The sequence below is a fragment of the Chryseobacterium sp. C39-AII1 genome (assembly GCF_039672645.1).
In the GTDB taxonomy this organism is placed as follows: domain Bacteria; phylum Bacteroidota; class Bacteroidia; order Flavobacteriales; family Weeksellaceae; genus Chryseobacterium.
On record NZ_JBDFPQ010000002.1, the window covers coordinates 80,096 to 100,791 of the forward strand.

The 20,696-nt window shown below is 35.3% G+C and carries 19 protein-coding genes and 1 riboswitch; of the genes, 2 read left to right on the forward strand and 17 right to left on the reverse strand.

Features of this window, described 5'->3' with window-relative positions; genetic code table 11:
* Window positions 1-203: 203 nt before the first annotated feature.
* From ABEG63_RS03215 to ABEG63_RS03235, 5 genes are all read right to left on the reverse strand, one after another.
* On the reverse strand, window positions 204-542 hold the full coding sequence (locus ABEG63_RS03215; protein WP_346582927.1) for a hypothetical protein: 339 nt from the start codon (window positions 540-542) through the stop codon (window positions 204-206).
* Between the two features lie 17 nt (window positions 543-559).
* Window positions 560-859, reverse strand: coding sequence for a hypothetical protein (locus ABEG63_RS03220; protein ID WP_346582929.1), 300 nt, complete (start codon window positions 857-859; stop codon window positions 560-562).
* Between the two features lie 28 nt (window positions 860-887).
* Complete coding sequence (locus ABEG63_RS03225; protein ID WP_267405529.1) at window positions 888-1,784, reverse strand: hypothetical protein; 897 nt, start codon at window positions 1,782-1,784, stop codon at window positions 888-890.
* A 438-nt stretch (window positions 1,785-2,222) separates the two neighbouring features.
* A complete protein-coding gene (locus tag ABEG63_RS03230; RefSeq protein ID WP_346582931.1) occupies window positions 2,223-3,185 on the reverse strand; it encodes a phage/plasmid replication protein in 963 nt (320 codons plus the stop codon).
* Between the two features lie 464 nt (window positions 3,186-3,649).
* Entirely contained in the window at window positions 3,650-4,708 is a 1,059-nt protein-coding gene (locus ABEG63_RS03235) for a site-specific integrase (protein ID WP_346582933.1), read from the reverse strand.
* A 747-nt stretch (window positions 4,709-5,455) separates the two neighbouring features.
* Here ABEG63_RS03235 and ABEG63_RS03240 point away from each other — a divergent pair.
* A complete protein-coding gene (locus ABEG63_RS03240; RefSeq protein WP_346582934.1) occupies window positions 5,456-6,112 on the forward strand; it encodes a FadR/GntR family transcriptional regulator in 657 nt (218 codons plus the stop codon).
* A gap of 60 nt (window positions 6,113-6,172) precedes the next feature.
* Window positions 6,173-7,378, forward strand: a complete 1,206-nt coding sequence (locus ABEG63_RS03245) for an MFS transporter (RefSeq protein WP_346582935.1) — start codon at window positions 6,173-6,175, stop codon at window positions 7,376-7,378.
* A 59-nt stretch (window positions 7,379-7,437) separates the two neighbouring features.
* Here the strand turns inward: ABEG63_RS03245 and ABEG63_RS03250 are convergent, their stop codons facing one another.
* The 12 genes from ABEG63_RS03250 to ABEG63_RS03305 all read right to left on the reverse strand — a co-directional run bounded on the left by ABEG63_RS03250 (window position 7,438) and on the right by ABEG63_RS03305 (window position 20,612).
* The gene (locus ABEG63_RS03250) at window positions 7,438-9,717 is read right to left on the reverse strand and encodes a DUF5074 domain-containing protein (protein ID WP_346582937.1); all 2,280 of its coding nucleotides are present in this window, start codon (window positions 9,715-9,717) and stop codon (window positions 7,438-7,440) included.
* Window positions 9,718-9,747: 30 nt separating this feature from the next.
* Window positions 9,748-10,935: a cell surface protein gene (locus ABEG63_RS03255; protein WP_346582939.1), complete on the reverse strand. Its 1,188-nt coding sequence runs from the start codon at window positions 10,933-10,935 to the stop codon at window positions 9,748-9,750.
* 13 nt (window positions 10,936-10,948) lie between these two features.
* Entirely contained in the window at window positions 10,949-12,082 is a 1,134-nt protein-coding gene (locus tag ABEG63_RS03260; RefSeq protein ID WP_346582941.1) for a DUF5074 domain-containing protein, read from the reverse strand.
* A complete protein-coding gene (locus ABEG63_RS03265) occupies window positions 12,079-14,112 on the reverse strand; it encodes a TonB-dependent receptor (protein ID WP_346582943.1) in 2,034 nt (677 codons plus the stop codon). Before ABEG63_RS03265 ends, ABEG63_RS03260 begins: the two co-directional genes overlap by 4 nt.
* A gap of 108 nt (window positions 14,113-14,220) precedes the next feature.
* Window positions 14,221-14,406: riboswitch (cobalamin riboswitch) on the reverse strand.
* 265 nt (window positions 14,407-14,671) lie between these two features.
* Window positions 14,672-15,613: a transporter gene (locus tag ABEG63_RS03270; RefSeq protein WP_346582945.1), complete on the reverse strand. Its 942-nt coding sequence runs from the start codon at window positions 15,611-15,613 to the stop codon at window positions 14,672-14,674.
* A gap of 11 nt (window positions 15,614-15,624) precedes the next feature.
* Complete coding sequence (locus ABEG63_RS03275) at window positions 15,625-16,668, reverse strand: cytochrome c peroxidase (protein ID WP_346582946.1); 1,044 nt, start codon at window positions 16,666-16,668, stop codon at window positions 15,625-15,627.
* On the reverse strand, window positions 16,661-17,482 hold the full coding sequence (locus ABEG63_RS03280; protein WP_346582947.1) for an MbnP family protein: 822 nt from the start codon (window positions 17,480-17,482) through the stop codon (window positions 16,661-16,663). The genes ABEG63_RS03275 and ABEG63_RS03280 overlap by 8 nt, the downstream gene beginning before the upstream one ends.
* Before the next feature lie 512 nt (window positions 17,483-17,994).
* A complete protein-coding gene (locus tag ABEG63_RS03285; protein WP_346582949.1) occupies window positions 17,995-18,363 on the reverse strand; it encodes a hypothetical protein in 369 nt (122 codons plus the stop codon).
* Window positions 18,364-18,366: 3 nt separating this feature from the next.
* Window positions 18,367-19,041, reverse strand: a complete 675-nt coding sequence (locus tag ABEG63_RS03290) for a superoxide dismutase (RefSeq protein WP_346582951.1) — start codon at window positions 19,039-19,041, stop codon at window positions 18,367-18,369.
* Between the two features lie 112 nt (window positions 19,042-19,153).
* Window positions 19,154-19,834 (reverse strand): SCO family protein, encoded by a 681-nt coding sequence (locus ABEG63_RS03295; RefSeq protein ID WP_346582953.1) that lies wholly within the window; start codon window positions 19,832-19,834, stop codon window positions 19,154-19,156.
* A complete protein-coding gene (locus ABEG63_RS03300) occupies window positions 19,821-20,096 on the reverse strand; it encodes a YHS domain-containing protein (RefSeq protein ID WP_267405549.1) in 276 nt (91 codons plus the stop codon). The genes ABEG63_RS03295 and ABEG63_RS03300 overlap by 14 nt, the downstream gene beginning before the upstream one ends.
* Window positions 20,097-20,303: 207 nt before the next feature.
* On the reverse strand, window positions 20,304-20,612 hold the full coding sequence (locus ABEG63_RS03305; protein ID WP_346582955.1) for a hypothetical protein: 309 nt from the start codon (window positions 20,610-20,612) through the stop codon (window positions 20,304-20,306).
* Between the last annotated feature and the right edge of the window lie 84 nt (window positions 20,613-20,696).

Sequence of the window (20,696 nt, forward strand, 5' to 3'; positions counted from 1 at the left end):
GTTTGTAATTTCAGCTTCATAATAAATTTACTCTTCAAACATAAATTTCAAAACATTCATTATGAAACACTTAAAATATTTACTCGTATAAACAAAAAATTACATTTGAATAAACAAATGTAACTTAAAAAATAGCGATACTCAAAATTTTAGAACAAGTATTATTCATATACTAAATCATAGAAAATTAACATATTTTTAAATTATTTAGCTAGTGTCTTTCCAAATTTCAAACCTATAATTTCATCCGATTTATCATAAATAAATACATTATTGTGAGTAGATAAGTTCATCCCTTTATCAAATTTGAAATCGTCTGAAAACAAATCATTAGTAAACAAAAGGTCACAATCAAAATAAACGCTGTCTAATTCCTGACCGTTTTCAGAAAAAGGAGAGATTTTTTTGATATCAAGATTCTGAACCTCTACTTTGTTTTCAAGCATTCCCTTTAAATCATAATCTACCTGTTGAATTGTTGTTCTTTTGGAGCAGGAAAACAAGAAGAAAATAATTGTTGATATTGCAGCAGTCTTTTTCATTCTTCCTCAAATTTTATTCATACAATTTTCTGTGATTTCACATTTTCCTCATTGGTTTTTTTGACTACCAAATAAATTCCTTGTTTCTGCATTTTCGGACTTAGCTCTTTGTACAAGTCTGAGGATTTATCAAGTGGTTCTTTCATAACAAAATCTTTTGAGGTTGATATATCATTGAGTTTGTAATCAATATCAACGTAGAATTTTGGATTGGTAACTTTTCTCAAATTACCCTCTCCGTCTGAATAATACAACTGCTGAACAAATGAGAAGGCCTGTTTGAAATAAGAAACACTTACTATTTTTGCATCAATCATCCAATCACCATGAAGTATTGTATTTCCGTCATAATAAACCCCTTGCTCTCCTTTGAAATACTTTGGTGCTGGTTATTCCTGCCACTCCTCGCTTGTTTTTGATGATGAGTGTATCTTTGACAGTGTAAGGAAGACCTTTGTCTAAAAACACTTGTACTACATATTCTTTCGGGATTGTTCCGTCTGGATATGATATGTTGTTTTGATGTTGATTAGTGGTGTTTGATTGTTCTTTTGTCTGGGATGACTTGTCTTTTTCGACTGGTTCTAAAGAATCAAACAAAGGAAAATCCTGAATATTCGTCTGAGAATCAAATCCTGATTCTTCAACAGCATAGGATTCTGAAATTTTGCCAGTTTTAATGTTGATTTTTTCCTGTTTTATCAATCCCCTATCCTTAGAATAGTATTCAACTGTTTTTTCAGGGAATTGCTGCCTTCCTGACATTTGTCGTTCAATGACAAGAAACTTTTCTTTGTTGTTATTTTCTTTCCAATAACACATACCATAATAAATTGTTCCGCTATCATCTGCATAGCTCCATTTGATTGCTCCTATTGGGGTAGGGAGCTTGAAATAAATGTTATTTCTCCCCAAATCATGTTCTTCTCCACCCATATCCCCAAAAGCTCCGTCTTTTGTCCTAATCAATGAAATTTCATCATTCCCGATCTCAAAAAGCTTGGCACTTGGTTCTGAGTTCATGATTCCGATTTCAAGGGATGTTCCTACGAGATCATTTGAAATTTTGAAATAATTAATCCTGAAAAAATCCTCTGAATTTGTTTTGGATTTCAGTCTTAGAAAATTGTTTTTGGCTGGAAAAATCCATTGTTCTAGCTTTTCTGTTTCTTGTCCCTTTACACCTTGACAAAAGACCGTCAAACTCAATAAAAGAAAGAAAAAACCATAATTGTTTTTCATATTGTACTGTTTTAATCTTCAATGATGTGATGAAGTCTATCGTAAAACAGCTTTTCTGGAAAAAAAAAGAAAAGCAAGTGGTTATCACTTGCTTTTAGTCTTGAAGGCTCTGCAAAGCCTATGTTACATAAAAACAGGATAAGCCACTTGCCCTATGGGGACAAGCGTACTCAAACTGTTTGCATTTTGTAACATTTAAGAGTTTGTTATACAATCTCTCCGAATTTTGCAGATTCTCAAGACAAAAGCAAAAGTTTTACACTTTTATTTTCCGATAAAATTTGAATTGCAAAGATAGAAATTTTTCTAATTTCTTTCTCTGTTTCGCTTCAATAAAAAGATTTTCAAGGATTTGACATTTTTTCTATGATTCTCCTTGTCTTCTTCTAAAAAGCACAAAGTAGGTTAACAACGACCTACTTGACTATTTTTTGATATTTATTTCATTCTGAAAATTTGTTTCAAACCCTCAACATATTGTATTCGAACTTTATGAGTGAATTCGATTGTATTTTTATCAAATTTGAATCCAAAATCAGAGTTCAATGCATTATCAAATTGCTTAAGTTTTTTTGACTTATCGCTTGAGGACAATAAACCCTTGTCAATTCCTTTCTTTAATAAAAATTCAATTTTATCCCTACCAAACTCATAAATGAGATATCTCTTCATAAAAACTTCAAAGCCTTTTAAGCCTTTTAAATCAGGATATTCTAACAATGACTTTTTATGAATTTTATTATACATATCAAACCACAATTTAAGAGCTTTTTTGCAGTTTTCTGCTTCAAATAAATCTTTAACCCTTAAGTCTGGAATTTTCAAGATTTTTGAAGGATTTGATTGCATCATAAATTCATACCTAACCAAATTATGGAAAGTATCAATAAATGAAGTATCCTCCTGAATAAGTTTTTTATTTTTTGTAGCAAACTCTTTTATCTTATCATAAAAAACTAAGTTTCTTCTTCCACTATTTGAATAAAATCTCAGAGTAGTTCTTTTTGACGTATCCCGCTGAAAATATTTCAAATAATATAGTCCAAGAAAGTAATCTGAAACTTCGTTTTCCAATTCAAAATTTGCAGCAATATCAAGTCTTCTTACCCGAGCATTTCTTAGATCAACACCTAGTTCATCACTCAATAACATAATAGCAATTGGAAAAGACCTGAAATCAAAGTTTTCAATATTGTTATTATTAAAATATTTGGGAATGCTTCCATCAATTTTAATCATTTCATCATTGATAAATACTGCCATATTTCTAATCATTCCTGTTGGCTTAAAATTTCCCCTGACATATTTATCAGCAGGCATCAAGTTCTTTTTAATTTCATCAGTATTCCAAGGGGTTTCAGCGTCTTTTCGATATAATGTTAGAGCATTAGTATCAAACATAATTTATTTATTTTTTGAGGTGAACAAAGTCAAAAAGTAAAATTGACCTGTATTAATACTCTTCTTCTTTCCTTTTTCGGAATATTAATACGCTTTTTATTTGAAATCAGACAATTTTGCCGACACTTTTGATAATGGTAATTTTCAGTTTCTAAAAAAAGAAATGATTTTCTCCATTTTTACTAAATTTTCTTTGGTTTTTGATTATTTGCTTCAGCTTTTATTTCCTCAAGTGTTTTGACTTTGTCTTCTGTAAGCCATTCATCAATTCTAGATTTCTCAAAGAAAAGACTTTTTCCTTTTTTACAGTACGGAAATTTTTTTTTTGCTTGTTAATTTATATATATATGATTTTTGATAACCTGTATAGTAACAAACATCATCAATAGTCATAGTCTTTTTTTGATTTCTGAGTAATTCTCTTATCTCTATAATCATTTCTACAAAAGTTTATTTTTTCATAATTAGTCTGGTAATATGTTTGGTAGTTTATTTATAGCTTTGGTTTTTGAAAGTTCAGCGGTTCTGACATAAATTTGAGTTTGTCTCAAATCCTTATGACCTAAAAGCGATGAAACCATATTGATTCCAACATCTGCAAAAATCAAAGACGTAGCAAAAGTGTGTCTGGCACAATGCCAAGTGATGTGTTTATCAATTTCAGCTTTTTCAACCCATTTCTTCAAAATACCCAGACAACCTGTATGGGAAGGCAAATCAAAAACAAGAGATTTCCCCTGCTCTCTTTCTCCCAAGAGCTTAATAGCATTGTCGTGAAGAGGCATGACCATCTTTTCCTTTGTTTTGACCTGAACGATTGAAAGAATGTTTTCATTATTGATATTGCTCCATTTGAGTATCTTGACATCACAATAACGTAGGCCTGTCAAGCAACTGAAAAGAAAGGCTCTTTTAACATTTGAGTTGGAACACTCTGTAATAGACAATAAAAATGCTTCCTCCGATGTGAGAATATCTTTTTCAGCTGAAATTCCTTTTGAGTTTTTGATATTTAAAGCAGGATTTGTTTTGAAATACTTGGAAATTGTAGCCTCCTTGATAATTCTTTTCAACTTTTTGAAATAGTTGAACGGAGTACTACCGTTCAATGTTGCATCCAAATAATCTTTGAAAGAAATTAAAAATTCTTCGTCAATTTCAGAACAAGGCAGTTTTTTCTTTTTCCAGAAAGTTTTGAGCTTTGCAATCATTGACTTAAATGTACGCATCTCACTATGTTGAGCTTTTCTTTCAATAAATTCATCACAGTATTCAAAGAAATCTTTTTCTGTTTGATAGCCTTTCTCATACAAATCATCAATTCCCCTTAGTTCGATATTTGCTACAATTTTTTTGACTATTTCTTTCCTTTCCTTATTGATTTCCCTTTCAAGAGGAGTTTTTGGATATTTGTAGTATCTAATATCCAGCATTTTCTTTTTTCGTGTCCCATTCTTGTGAATGTCCAATTGAATTCCGATCCAATTACCTTTTAGGTCTATTTCACGTACTTTAATAGTCATACTTACAAATTTTTATATATCAGCTTTATAACAGATGTTCAAAAAAAGAATCGGATTTTTAACAAATTTTAACAAACATTATAAATATTTACGAAAATCTTCCGAATACAAGTACGAGGAGGAGGTCAAACAAAGGAAATCAGAATCAAGGAATCTTTGATTTTTATAAGTATTCTCTGAAAATTTATGCTCAAATTTTGTGAAAAGTGTTTCCCCTACGGGCTACTAAAAGAGATTTCATTTGAAGTCTCTTTTTTTGTTTTCTATTCGTTCTAAAATAGAAATTGTTAATTTTCTCTTTAACGCTATCGATCGCTTAAGCTTTGCATTTCAATGTAAATATTTTCGGTCGCAATGGCGTTCTACTCAGCTAATGATAGCAATACTTAACTCGCTTAACTATAAAAGTTCAATACCTTAAACTTTGAACACAAAACCCACAAAGTTTTTTTTGATTACCCAATGTTTTAAGTTTCACTAAGCAGTTTCACTTATAAAAGACAATAAAAAGTTTATTTACTTTCTCCCTAAGTTTTAGATTGAGCCCATTTCACTCAGCAAATGAAAACAACTGTTTTAAACTAAATTAATAAACAGGGAACACTCAATTACCACTTTGATATTAAACCTAACAGGTTTTAAACCTGTTAGGTTTGGATAAACAAGAACTTTAAGCATTAAACTTTGAACTTCGAATTAAAAACTATACATTTGCAATTCATCAGATGATATGATGTTATCAATACAATGCAGATTCAAAGAAAGACCTTAGCCGAAGAAGTAGCCGAAAGATTGTTGGAAGGAATTGTTAATGATGAATATCTCATTGGAGAAAAACTTCCGATCGAACCTGAGCTGATGAAGATCTACGGGGTTGGGCGTTCCAGCATTCGTGAGGCAATAAAAATTTTACTGATAAAAGGAATTCTCAGCGTTCAGCAAGGCGTCGGAACCTTTGTTGTTTCTAAAAATGCGCAAGAATCTCTGGAAACGCAAATGGATAAAGCAAAGCTTGAAGATGTATTGGAAGTAAGATCAATCCTAGATGCGAAAATTGCAGGAAAAGCAGCAGCCCATCGTACAGAGGAAGATTTGAAAACCATTAAAATGTTTTTAGATCTTAGAAATAAACTTGCCGACGATAGAAAAGCGCTAGAATGTTATGAAGCCGATGTTAATTTTCATGTTTCTATTGCCAAAGCTTGTGGAAATAGTCTTTTGAAAGAGATCTTCATTATCGCGAGTAAGCATATCCTTAGTTCTTTTGAGCACCGTCATAATAATGATACAGAACCATTTAAAATTTCTCAGAAAATCCATACTGATCTTTATTTGGCGATTGAAAATAAAAATTCTGAAAAAGCTGAATTTATTGCTCAGCAAATCGTAGACAGAATTTATTAAAATAAAAAAAATTTAATCCAATTCATCAGATGATATGATGAATATAAAAATCCTATTCTTATGGAAAATGTAAAGGCTCCGACAATTGACACTACAAAAATTGTCTACCCTATTTTATTTATGATCAGTTTTTCACATTTCCTGAATGACCTGATCCAATCTACCATCCCATCCCTCTACCCTATTTTGAAGGGAGAATTCAGTTTATCATTTGCTCAAATTGGGATTATTACACTGGTATTTCAATTAACAGCATCCCTTTTACAACCATTTGTCGGAATTTATACCGATAAAAAACCAAATCCGAGATCATTAGCGATTGGCATGGGATTATCAATGGCGGGATTATTATTGTTGGCAGTAGCTCATCAATATTATGTGATCTTAATTTCAGTGGCTTTAATCGGAATGGGCTCGTCCGTTTTTCATCCTGAAGCATCACGAGTAGCACAATTGGCATCGGGCGGACAAAAAGGATTGGCACAATCGATCTTTCAGGTAGGTGGAAACTCAGGAAGTGCGATAGGACCTTTATTGGTTGCTTTAATTGTTCTTCCTTTAGGACAAGGCTATGTTGGCTTATTTGCGATCGCAGCATTTATCGGAATTATCGTATTGTGGAGAATCGGAAACTGGTATGCGGAAAGATTATCATTAAAAAAATCAGCAAAACATCCGAGCGATATTATTGAAATACAATTATCTAAAAAGAAGGTACTTTTCTCAGTGACGATTTTATTGGCACTGGTATTTTCAAAGTACATTTACCTGGCTTCCATGACGAATTATTTTACCTTTTTCTTAATGGATAAATTCCATATTTCGGTAAAAGATTCTCAATTATATTTATTCATGTTCTTAGCTGCTGTTGCTGTCGGAACAATTTTAGGCGGAAAATTAGGCGATAAATACGGAAGAAAAAAAATCATCTGGATCTCCATTTTGGGAGCGGCACCATTTACCCTTTGCTTGCCTTATCTTCCGTTGTTCTGGACGATTGTTTTTGCCGTTATCATCGGATTAATTATTGCTTCGGCATTTTCAGCAATATTGGTATACGCAACGGATTTAATGCCTAACAAAATAGGTTTGGTGGCCGGATTATTTTTCGGATTTATGTTTGGAATGGGAGGAATCGGTTCTGCCGTATTGGGAGCAGTTGCCGATGATACAAGCATTGAATATGTCTTTAAAATATGTGCTTTTTTACCGTTAATGGGAATCATCACAGCCTTTTTACCAAACATCAAAGGAAGAAAAAAATAGCCTCCACAAAAGGCAAGAGGTGGAGGCTAAAAAACAAACTTGAATATGCTTGTGAAAAATTAGTTCTTCATCAATTTTTGTTGATAAACTGCTTTGTCCGTAACGATCTTCACAATGTAAATGCCTTTTGCAAGAGTACTTACATTTACTTGTCCGTTTTCGAATTTAGCATTCACTAATCTTCCGGATGCATCAAAAATAGAAACATTTACCACCTTATCCTGTGTCTTGATATTCAGAATATCAGTCGCAGGATTTGGATAAATGCTTAATTCGGTTTTCTTTACCTCAACAGTTGATAAAACTCCGCTTGTCGTATTCACTGTCAGCGTTTTTTCTACCACTTTACCGTTTGAGTTGAAACTTATCACCACCTCAGCAGTTCCGTTTCCTTGTGGTGTTAAAACCAATTCGTCATTCAAATTAATTACCGCAGAAACTACATTTGCATTGCTGTTTGATTTCACTGCTTTTACAATAGAAGCAGAGGCATTATCATCATCCGTAACGATTGTTTTTAAATCGATCGATGTTGCGCTATTTACATTAATCTGAGTTGGGAAAGTAGCCGCAACCACAGGATTTGTATTATCCGGGAAAACTACTACAGCCGGGAACCAGTAATAATCGTTTAATTTTAAAGTATTGGTTAAAGTTCCGCTGTTATTATAAGTATGAACCCAGTTATTTTGGTAATGAGCTCCGTAACCGTATTCTGTAGTGTTAAGAATCAATTCATCTGTTGTAGGATTCACACGCAGTGCTGCTCCGTAAGGAATTTGTGGGAATGATCCTGTTTGCCCCGGAATCGTCGCAAAATTTTCATTGAATGTTTTGCTAGTTACATCAAACTTTACAATCTGTGTTCCTGAAGAAAAACTATTGATAGAATTGATCCAGTATAGTGCATTATTCTGCTTACTTGCTGTAAAGCTTCCTGCATGCCAAGCGCCCCAAGAAGCAAAATATTTTGTGGTTGGAATATTATAAATTGTCGTAACAAAAGTTGTCGGATGAATATTGACCAACTTTTGATCCTGAATTGCCCAAATACTTCCGTCTTTAGCCTGAACAATAGAATTGAAAGATCCCGAAATTGTCTGAATGACTGTATCTGTATTAGGATCAATAATAAAAATTCCGGCAGCCTGTTTTACGGCAAAAACATATTGAGAAGTTCTGATCATATTCCCGATTTGTCCTGCATAAGCACTTCCACCACCTGTTGTAGGAATGAGAGAACCTACCTGCATATTATCGATATCAAAAGTATAGATTCCGTTAGAAGCTCCAATGTATCCTTTGTGTTCGTTAACGCCTAAGAAAGATCTTCCGTCTCCCCCACCAATCGTATTAAAGCTGGCAATTTTCTGCATGGTTTGTGCATTGGCAACCACTAATCTTCCACCTGGTGTATATTGTGTGTCACCACCATCAGCAGCTTGCTTAGAAACAAAATAGAATTTATCTCCGTAAATTGTTCCGAATTGCGTTGTTGCTCCAAAAGCTTCATTATTATTCACATTGCTATAAATTCTGTAATTAACGGTTCCATTTGGATTAACAAAATTTACAGAACCGTTGGTGTGGCCAAACCATTCTTCATTTACAATAAAATAGCCATTGGTAAAGTCAGTAGAATTTACATAAGGCGAAACCGGAGTTAATGTAGAAGAAATAGGGAAAGAATTCATATCAACATTAAAATTCCAAACATCCCAAGATCCATTTTGCAATTGTCTAGTGGAAGCTCCTACTCCTGAGTATCCAAAATCTGCATCCGCAGGATCTTTCACCCAATACGACCAATACCCGGTTGTCCAGCCAGATTTCCAGTGGTCGTTGGTATCTGCGGCAGTATAGGAATCAAAATCATATTCCGAAGTATTGATAATCCCTTCTGACGGATACAACGGATACATCGTGTCACCGTTTTTATACAATGCGTTGGAATTAATTCCATTCAAATCAAAACCAATTCCTCCAACAGCCGTACCAAACTGAGTTCCCTGTCTTAGCAAAGTATAAAATCTGTGATCTGCCTTCGCAATCGCTTTCAGCATATCTTCACCTGTCGCTGTTCCGTTCCATCTGAACCCCCAAACCAAGGCATCAGGATTTTTACTGTCATTCCACTGAATCACCAAAGCTGCTTCGTTGGTTCCTGTGCCTACCCAATACTGAATGTCTGAAAAAGGCAAAGTAGTAGTGGTAAGATTCTGACTTTGCGCAGGCAAATTCTGCGAAAGGTCATTTCGGGGCACGCCCTGTACTTTTATCTGCGCATTGGTAAAGCATGCAAACAGAAAAAGCAATGTAAAAAGATAAAACTTTTTCATTTTTATTTAATTTTAGAAATATTATTGAATTTATTTGAGATGTAAATCATACGCTCCGGCAACTTCCGTAGACACTTCGCCCAGCCATCCTGCTTCCTGATTTACCCCGGTATACACTTTCACAAAATCGACTCCAGGAAGTTTTACATATTTTCCGTTTCGATCTACCGCCCAGGAAATATCGATATTGGAAGCTTCGTCATTATTCGGAGCGTTGTCTGCATATCCGAAATCGTAGGACTTTCCTACCCAATATGTTCCGGTTCCACTTTGGTCATGAAAATTATCCTGAAGTTTGGTTCCTGAAAAACCGTAAGATTGATCAGAAAGCCACAACGGATAATAGCTTTGGCTATGGAAGGTATTTTTTGTTTTAAATCCAGAATTCCCCTTATTATCCTCCCATTTGATGTACTCCAAATCGGTTTGCCAATACTCATTCCCCGGAACCGGAACTTTATTACTATTGGGTTTGAAGTAAGTTATTGTATAGTCTTTTGTTGTTGTATTTTTAAAATATTCGCTTCCGGCAATTTCGTACCATTCATTATCGTCCGGCTTGCCGTTTTTATTCTTATCATAAGCCACCATGATGATTCCCGGCTCGCAAGATCCTGCGCGGTCTGTAGATCCGTTGGCAAAAAAAGCATTTCCTAGCACTTTAAAATCTCTGCCGTTCATATTCGGAATCGTATGATCGAATCCGAACACCACATAGCCGCCGTAGCCGCCAAGGGTAACCATGGAAGAATTTCCTCCTACAAGATAATCATTCGCTTTCTGAATCATCGCTGCTGAAGTACTTCCGTTTTCGTACTCCGGAATTTCATTAATAAACTGACCAACTGCAGGTTTAAAATCTAAAACCTTTGAAATATATTTGCTATAGTTTCCTACTTCATGGTTCACAATGATTTTTGAATTATAGGTCTGAACATTCCCATTCCTTTCAATTTTCAGTGTTAAAGGATAGGTATCAACAGTCGGGCTGATGAATTCCAGTTCTGAATTTTGTGAAATAATAGAATCATTAATACTCCATGTTACATTTGCCGATACGTTTGTAGGAATGCTCAAGACATTAAAACGGTCAATAGAATACGATTCTTCAAGACCATTAAAAGTAAAATCGTCGTCATCACTTTTACAGGCGGTGATTCCAACAAATAATATGGCTAAAAGTGAGGTCTTTATATATTTAAAGTTGTTGTTCTTCATCGTTCAGATTTAATTATTTATATAAAAAAGCAAAGTGAGCAGGAATATTTCCGCCTTCAGTTTTCCATTTGAATTTTCCATTCTTATCAAAACAATAGACATATCCTGTGACCACATAATTTCGGGCATCGGTAATATAAATATCTTCGGTGATAGGATTTACGGCAATTCCGTAAGGCGCTTTTATGGCATCCACATATTCCTGATCGATAATTTTTGTGGAAATAACCTGCTCGGTTTTAACATCGATAATTCCGAAAGTTTTGGTGTAAGAATGGGTATTATAATTAAATTCGTTTCCATAATAATAGAGTTTATCATTTACGATCGTCATTCCGCTTACGGCAACATGAAAATCTTTTTTCACCACTCCAGTTGCGGCATCCAGTAAAAACAAACTCGAAGGAATATTATAATAATCTCCTCTCGAACTTACATACAAATCGCCGTAATTGTCTTTTTGTAAACGGTGAAGATTAATCGCAACATCTATTTTTTTAGTCTCGGTAAAAGTCGTAAGATCGATCACCGAAACGGTTTTATCATAATTCGGAAATTTATATCCTCCGGAATTGGCTACAAACAACTGATTTCCCACAATTTCGAGCTCCTCAGGCTGATAGCCAACGACAACTTCTCTCTGAATAGAAAGCGAAGTTGTATCAATTTCCACCACTCTTCCCGGTGGCGAATTCGGATCCAATGCTACCGGACCGGCATAACTGCTCGCATAGATTTTATTTCCTTTAAAATTCAGATAACGGCAATTCTGTAACTGAATCGTTTTGATTCGTTTTGCCGTTTTGGCATCCATCACTTCAATTTTATTGGAAACATTGATAACGGCATACAGCTTTCCGCCATAGACCATAATATCATTTCCTACGTCGCCAAGCTCTTTCACAACCGTTGGATTCGTTTCCGCATAAATATTTCTGCGGTAGGTTCCGGTGGTATAATCAAAGAAATCGAGGGTCGATTTATTACTCCCCATATTCCCTTCATTTAAAAGATAAAAACCTTTGATAGCCGTATTTTCGGGCTGAGTAAGTGTTTCTCTTTCTTCGGGAACCACCACATCATCTGTTCTACATGAAAGCAGAAAAAGTAAAGTAAAAGCCAGTAAAAAAAAGTTGAGTTTTTTCATAACATAAAGCTTAAGATCAGTTTAAAATTTCTACCCGGCATCGGATAGTTTTTCACAACTTCATAATTTTGGTTGAAAATATTATTCACCTCAAAACTCGCCTTGAAATCGTGTGAAAGCCAATGGAATTTCCTTTGCACAGAAAGGTCATGCGTATACCAGGGCTGAATATAGTTGTACTGAATATTGTTTAATTGTCCGTCATAGCGCTCCCCGACATACATTCCACTGTAATTGAAGCTCCAGTCTTTGTAATCTGCCATCATCGTAAACGTTCCGGCATGCCATGGAACATAAGGAATCTGATCACCGTAATTAGACTCGCCTGGATCTGTTAAATCTCTTGCACTTTGATACGTATAGCTCACCAATGGTTTCAACCTTACATTTCCCACATTGATCTCGGCCTGAAGATTGACATCGGCTCCGATAATTTCAACGTTTCCAAGATTTGTCATCGTCCATCGAAACAAATTAGCAGTCGGCATCGCGACGATTTTATTTTCTACGACATTGTAATAACCGTCTACTTTTAAATAAATGCCTTTAAAATTCTGATGATCAAAAAGTTTCTGATAGGTAAAACCCACGTCATACTGATTCGTATATTCGGGTTTCAAAAGCGTATTCCCGATCATCGTATAGTAGAGATCGTTAAAAGTCGGCATTCTGAAAATCCTTTTATAGAAAGCTCTTATCGTAAAATCGTTGGAGTCAAAAGGTTGATAACTCGCAAAAATTGAAGGTGTCCACTCTGTTTTATCGGGAGCATTGTAATTCTTTTGTACATTTTCATTAATAAATGTTCCCAGAACGCTTCCCAATACCTTAAACCGATTCCATTGATAGGTTGTTGCAAAAGCGACCAACGAGGTATAACGTGTTGGATATGAAAAATCGATTAAATTGGCATCCAGATTATTATACTGAAAGTCGAAACTTGCGCTCACATCCCAGTTTGGAGTAATTGAATACAAATTGGAAGAAGACAAATACACTTCTCTCTGAATAAAAGTATTGTCGATTCTTAACCCGGTATCTCCAACATTTAAAGTATCTGCAAATCTTGTGTAATCATAAGCAAATTTTGTTTTGAACTGAGTTTCAAAATTTCTGAATATTTTCTTTCTAAACTGTCCCTGAACAAAATAATTTTCATCCCTCATTCTAGAACCTCGCGGAATAAAACCATTGCTGATAATAGCTGCCGGAACCCCACGATCCGATAAATATCCGTATCCTCTTATGCTCCAGTTTCCGTTGTTTAAATTTCCGTTTAAGCTGGTCTCAAAACGTTTTGAAGTCACATCAGAATCATATCTTTTAGCAATGGTATCATACGCCGTAGAACCATCATCATTCTTTCTCGATGTTCTGAATTTATAAATACCATCCGTCTGTAAATATTCCGAGCTGAAACTGGCCGCAATTTTATCGGTAATCTTTTGCTCTAAGCGAAAAGACGGATTAAAAAGCTGAATAGAAGAAGATTTTGTCCTTAAAACTAAATTCGTTTTTCTACCATTTCTAAAAGTCGGAGTTTTAGCCTGCATATAAATAGAACCCGACGAACCAAAATCTTTAGCCGGTTGAAAAATTTCGCTTTTTTGCCCGTTATAAAGAGAAATTTCCTCAATATCATCCAAAGAAAATTTTCCCAGATCCACCACTCCATTTTGGGCATTTCCCAATTGAATTCCGTCATAGAAAACCCCAACATGCTGGCTTCCCATGCTTCGAATATTCACGGTTTTTAAGCCGCCAACTCCGCCGTAATCTTTGATCTGAACTCCTGAAAAATACCTCAGCGCATCGGCTACCGACTGACTGTTGAGTCTTTCCAGCTGTTCTCCCGAAAGCGTTTGTGCAGGAAGGATTTCTTTAAAATTCTTTTTGTAAATATTGACTGGAAGAATCGTCTTCTCCTTAATCGTATCTTTTCTGGATTGTGAAAACAACAATGGCGTTGTTAACACAAAAACTGCGAAAACAACCTTATAGAGTTGAGATGTAAGAAGTTTTGCCACCATTAGCTCATTTAGATAATGATGACGCTAATGGATATAAGAATACACCGATAAAGCGTAGTCGTAAACCACACAAAATCAATGATGTCCTAAGCTTTATTCCACGAAAGCGTCAAACGTTTATGGTCTGGCAGGTCTTCTGACTTACTCCGTTTTTGAAATCCTTCCCATTAAAAAACAGTGGATATTATTATCAAAAACTTTGGTGTGGAGCTTACAGCAGCGGGTCTGTTCTGGATTTTCACCGGATTCCCTTTTAAGCGCTTTTTATGGCTCACCAGATTGCGGCAAAGATAGAAAATAAATCACAGAATCAAAATTGAATTTAATAAATTGATTTACAAATACATAAACGCTGAAATTAATTTATTGAAATAATATTTTTTAACGCAAAGTTTTATTCGCTGTTGTTAATATTTTTAAGGAGCAAAGAATGAATCAATTAAAAATTGATTTGAGGAAGTAAGTGTTTTATGCAGCTTCATCAAACAGCTTTGCTATTCATCTTTACTCCTTTAATAAAAAGAGATTAAATAAAATCTTTGCGTTTAAAATATTCTGTTTAAATTCCAAAATTCAGGAAAACACTAAAACGCGATTTCGCTTGAATATCACCTCCCGCCAAATTGGAATATACCGGAAGCATGATTTCACTTCCCAAACTGAATTTTTTATAGGAAGCCTCAAAACCAAGCTTTCCATACAAAGCACTTCCTGCCGTTCTTGGTAATGCTTCGTTAAACTGTTTATTTTGATCAAAAACTTCTCCTTGCAAACCCGTTTTTCCGGAGAAAATTATTCTATCATTCTCAACAAACTGATAAAAACCTGTTGCAGCATAATTCCATTGGTTTCCGAAATTGTAATGCTTTTTATTTTCTGTTTTAATGGTATAATCTGTATTCATCAACAAAGCGATTTTATTTTTCTGGAATTTGTAATTCAGTACCATCTGGTAATCCCAACTCCCTGTTCCCAGCTGAAAACTTGGATTTACTCCCGTAATTCCTTTTTCATCAAACTTTCCCAACGGAACTTTTATTCCTACGCCACCATTCAGCTGATGAATATTATTCTTGGAATTTAGCAGTTGATAGATTCCCATCACATTAAAATCTCCGATTCCGTTAATATTTATATCTCCCTGCAACGTTTGCTTCTCATGAAAATGAAACGGTAAACTTCCATAAACACTCAGTTTTTGAGTTACCGGAATTCTTGCCCAAAGCTGAATGGTGTTAAAATACTGATCTTGAGTTAAATCTTTTACAAACAGATTTTCCTTGGCTTTATAATGCTGGGCAAAATATTTAATTCCTATAAACTGAGGGTTCAGTAGAGATTCAAAGCCTGAAGAGCCGTTTCCTGCTCCGCAACCGCAGGCGTCACAATCATCAAAAAAATCTTGGTGAACCTCATCAGGAATATAAAGGCTGTCACTCTGAGGTTTAGCCTGATTTAAATTAAATAAAATCAAGCTTATGATTAAAAATATTTTATTCATGTTTAAAAAAATTATTCCGCAAATTTTGGATTAGATATGAAATTTTTATCAGACAACGTTTTCAGAAAAGTGATGATGAATTGTTTTTCCTGAGTATTCATAGCAATTCCGAGGTGACCGTTTTGTTTTAATCGAGGATCCAAATTGGGGTTATCTTCCACATTATCCGAGTAGAAATTCAACACGGCTTCCAATGTGTAAAATCTGCCGTCATGCATATAAGGCGCTGTGTATTCAACATTTCTTAAACTCGGAACCCGGAATTTCATCCAATCGACCTGTTCCAATGTTACGCGATAACGACCTGCATCTTTAAACTGCGTATTATAATACATCCCGGTATTTCTAAAACTTTCATCGGTAAACAATTCTCCGCTGTGGCATGATGAACATTTTTGTTGAAATAAATTCATTCCTTGTAGTTCTTCTGAAGAAAAATTTTCTTTTCCTTGCTTCATCCGATCATATTTAGAATCTGCAGAAATTAGAGTAACCATAAATTGCGATAGCGCCTTTAGAATTCTATCTCCTGTAATATTTTCATCGCCATACGCTGCTTTGAATAATTTTTTATACTTCGCATCCGCATTTAATTTGGACACAATTTCCGGAATCGAGCTGTCCATTTCATTCACATCTGTGATCGGACTGATAGGCTGTTCGTTCAGGTTATGAATGACCCCATCCCACATATATCGCTGTAAAAAAGCCATATTCTGAATCGGCGGAGCATTTCTGATTCCAATTCTGTCATCAACCCCATGACTTACCGTGTGACCATGATGGGTGAAAGCATTTTCCTGAATATGGCAGAAGCCGCAGGAAATGGTATTATTTCGCGAAAGCCTGCCTTCATAGAATAATTTTCGTCCGAGCTCTACTCCATTTTTAGTCAGAGGATTTTCTGAAGGATTAAATGTCATTTTCGAAAAATAAGACGGATATTCCAAAGCATAAGGCTCATTTTTCTCAATGGGTTCAATTACCTCATCCGTACAGGAAATAAAACTCAAAAAAGAGAAAACAAACAAACCTGTTTTAAGTAACTTAATCATTATGAACGTGATCTACTTTAAACATTTTGGTCAGGTTATTCGTTACATTCACCAAATGTTGGCTGGACCCCATCATCATATCATTTGTAGAATTTAAACTCAATGTATTTTCGCCGGTTAAAAACTGATTCAGATCTGCCAGAATATGGATAGAAGGCGTAATTTGCGTACTTACTCTTGCGGTTGTTGGTAAATCCAAAGTAATCTCGCGGTAAAGATCGGGCGTATTGTTGGCGGTTACATTACCCATATTTCCGGTGTGATTCATAAATTCTGTCTGCGGAGAAGCGGTTCCGTATTTTCCTTCCAACTTTACAAAGACATAGCCCGCCGCCCAGGACCAGGTCATTCCTTTCTGTTTGGCTTTGGTCCAGAATTCCGCCTGCCCGTCCTGCCCCAACAAGTAAGCATTCTGGCTGAGTCCTAACCCGAATTTAACTTTTTTGTAATTTCTTTTTGGAACCTCATCGAGATTAATGTAGACGATTCCCGCCACCGCATCAGCCTGATCGATGATAAAAGCGCCTTTATCGGGATTATTTTCGTTGTATTTGAATTCATTTCCGGCTTCGTCCACCAAACTGATATTGCTGATGATATATTTTAAAGCAGAAAAGTGATGTTTTTGTCCTTGTGAAGAAGTCTGAGTGGTTTGATTCAGCACAATATCCCCGAGATTATTGAAGCCGTTTTCAAATTTAATCTGCAGTTTTCCGAGAGTGGTATTCTGAGACTCGTCTTCGTCGTTATTTCGGCATGAAGTAAAAGTGAATAAAATAAATACTGCGGAGAGTAATGATAAAAATTTGTACATTTTTTAGTTTGTTTTTTAGAAGTAAAATTTGGTGAATTCAGCAGCATCGACTTGATTTAAAAGATATTTTTTCTTTTGTCTTAACACAAAAGAAACAAACAGTCCAGACTTGGAAACTGAATGCTAAAAATTAAAAATCAATCCTAAAATCCCCAAAACTTGTGTGAATTCAATAGTTTGTCTTCGTAACTGAATGAGTCTCGCGCTTCAAACAATGGGAATTTTTTAACGGATTTATTTTTAATTTTCTTAACGCTTCATTTTCCGAGGTCGTTTTAATGGAGTTAAGGATTGACATTTTCTCTTTCCTTTATCATTAAAACTGACTTCTGTGTGAATTCACGTTACAATAGGTTGATATGACATCCATCGCGATAGGGATGGAAGCGGTTATCCTTTTTTTGGATTCTGACGCATGGAAGAACCTAAAAAAAGATAGGAGCGGACAGCCCGACCCGAGCGGCTGGAAAAGCCAGGGAAAGGGAATCGCCCAAAAAGGTTGTGATATTATTCTAAAAAACAGGAGGTCTGAAAATGTGTTTCAGAAAAAGAAAAGAATACGCCGAATGGTAAATAAAAGTGAAATTTGTAAAGTCCGGCTTTTCGGTTGTTGTGATATTGGCAATGGCAGGCAGAAGATAGATATCGAGTAATTTCTGACCTGAATTTTTGGCTTTGTTTACTGGTGAAGAATCGCTGTCATTCGCTTTTGCGAGTTCTTTCCCGAGGTAACATTTTCCGTTACAGTGAAGCTCGGGTTTGTTTTTGTTGATACATAAAACTTCCGAAATATAAGTATAATTTACAGCATACTCCGCCAACGGCATCAGAGGTCTGAATACCACAAATAAGGTGAGGAATATGCTGCAAATAAAGTTCATGAATTATTTTTTAGTGATCGCTTCTTCGTATCTTCTGCTGATCTCTTTCCAGTTGGTTACGTTCCAGATTGCTGTTAAATAATCTGCTCTTTTATTCTGATATTTCAGATAATACGCATGTTCCCAAACATCAATCCCGAAAATCGGCGTTCCTTTTTCTTCTACCACATCCATCAACGGATTATCCTGATTAGCTGTCGACGAAACAAATAGTTTACCATTTTTATCTACAGAAAGCCATGCCCAACCTGAACCAAAACGATCTGCACCTGCTTTGGCCATTTTTGCTTTAAAAGCATCCATACTTCCGAATGCATCGGTGATTGCTTTCGCCAATTTTGCGGAAGGCTGCGTATTTTTTACAGGCGTAAGAACCGTCCAGAACAATTCGTGATTGTAGTGTCCACCGGCATTATTTCTTACTGCAGCAGGTAGTTTTGAAGCATTCGACATGATCTCGAACAAAGTTTGCTTTTCCTGTGGAGTTCCGGCAATGGCTTTATTCAAATTAGAAACATAAGCCGCTGCATGCTTTGAATAATGGATCTCCATCGTCTGAGCATCGATATTACCTTCCAGTGCGTTGTACGCGTACGGTAAAGGAGTTTGTTTGAATTGCGCAAATGCAAATTGCGCCGCAAAAACTGCACTTAAAGCAGCTATTTTCAAAATCTTCATAACTTTTTGTTTTTTATGGTTTATATTTTGGCGGGAAGATGGGAACTGGAGGCGGAAAGTTTACTACTATGCGTTAATAACTTCCATCTTCCTGCATCCATCTTCCTGCCCCTTACTTCAATAATTTCTTAATATCCTCGATCAGCAATTCTCTGTCGGGATGATATTTTCCGGTAAGTGCAGGAACTTTTCCTTCCGGATCGGAATAATTTAATCCTGAATAATACAAAATCGGCATATTCTCTTTATTAAACCGACAACGCAGATTCCCGTCCTGATCTACCAACGCGATCATTCCGCTATGGTTGAGGTTTTCACTTTCGTCTTCTTTATCGCCTACATAAATATCAAACTGATCGGCCAAATTTCCGATATACGCTCTGTCACCCGTTAGAAAATGCCAGTTGGGAGATTTTGCTCCAATCTTTTTTGAATGTTCTTTAAGCAACTCCGGTGTATCATTTTCAGGATCGATGCTGATGGAGATAATTCCAAAATTTGGATCGTTGATTTCATCTTCTATTGCCCGCATATTGGTGTTCATCACCGGACAAATCGTTGGGCATTTACTAAAGAAAAACTCTACCAGATATACTTTTCCGAGCATATCTTTATTGGTAATGTTTTTATTGTTCTGATCCGTCAGTTCAAAATCGGGAACTTTCATGATCGTATAAAGATTCTTTTTAAAATATCCCATTCCCACGCCAATAATTAAAAAAAGCAACGCAATCACCGCGATCGGAATAATCAGCTTGCGCTTGGTATTGTTCTGCTTTTTAGTTTTTGACATACTTTTCAGGATTTTTCTTGAATTCGTCTTTACAGTAAGCACTGCAAAAACCGTACGTTTTATTTTTGTACACCGCCGTATCTTTCATGTCGGGTTCTGTGGGCATATGGCAAATTGGGTCTACCGCATTAGCAAATTTTACCGTTTTTACATTTTGTTTAGCAGCAGTTGTTTTACTTTTATGTTTTACTTTAGGCGTTTCCTGAGCACACGCCATTAATGAAACCGACAAAAATGCAGTTAAAATAAGTTTTGATTTCATTTTAAATTAAATTGAAATTAATGATGATTTTGAATAAAATGGATTGATATTTTAAACTAAACTTAATATTGATCTTGTTTTTAAACGCAAGGCTTGCAAAGCTTTTTCATAAACTTCATCTTATTATGTTCGCAACGGCGTTAACACTCAACAAAAGATAGCTAAGTTTACTTCAATATTAAACTATAAAATTAGTTTAAATAAATTTTAGGCTAAAGGAGGATGGAATATTCGGAAGAAATATTCGGAAGAATGGAAATTATCATCAAACGAGTTGGGATTTTTTTCTGGAACTTCCGTTTGAATTTTAGTTGAAAAAGATAGAATTTCATTTGACAAAAAAACGTCAAGACCTGCAATTTTTACATTTTGGGTATTGCTGGATTGCTTTTCAGTTTTTGCCAATTCTTTTTTTACGAAGCATTTCCCCTTACAGGTAGATTGAGGGATATTTCTGTTTTCGCAAAGATTTTTTACGATGTAATCGTAATTAACCGCATAGTTAATTAATGGCAATACGGGACGTAGTGCGATCGTAAAAATGACAAATATGGAAATGAAAAACTTCAACAATGAATTCTGTAGTACAAATATACTACT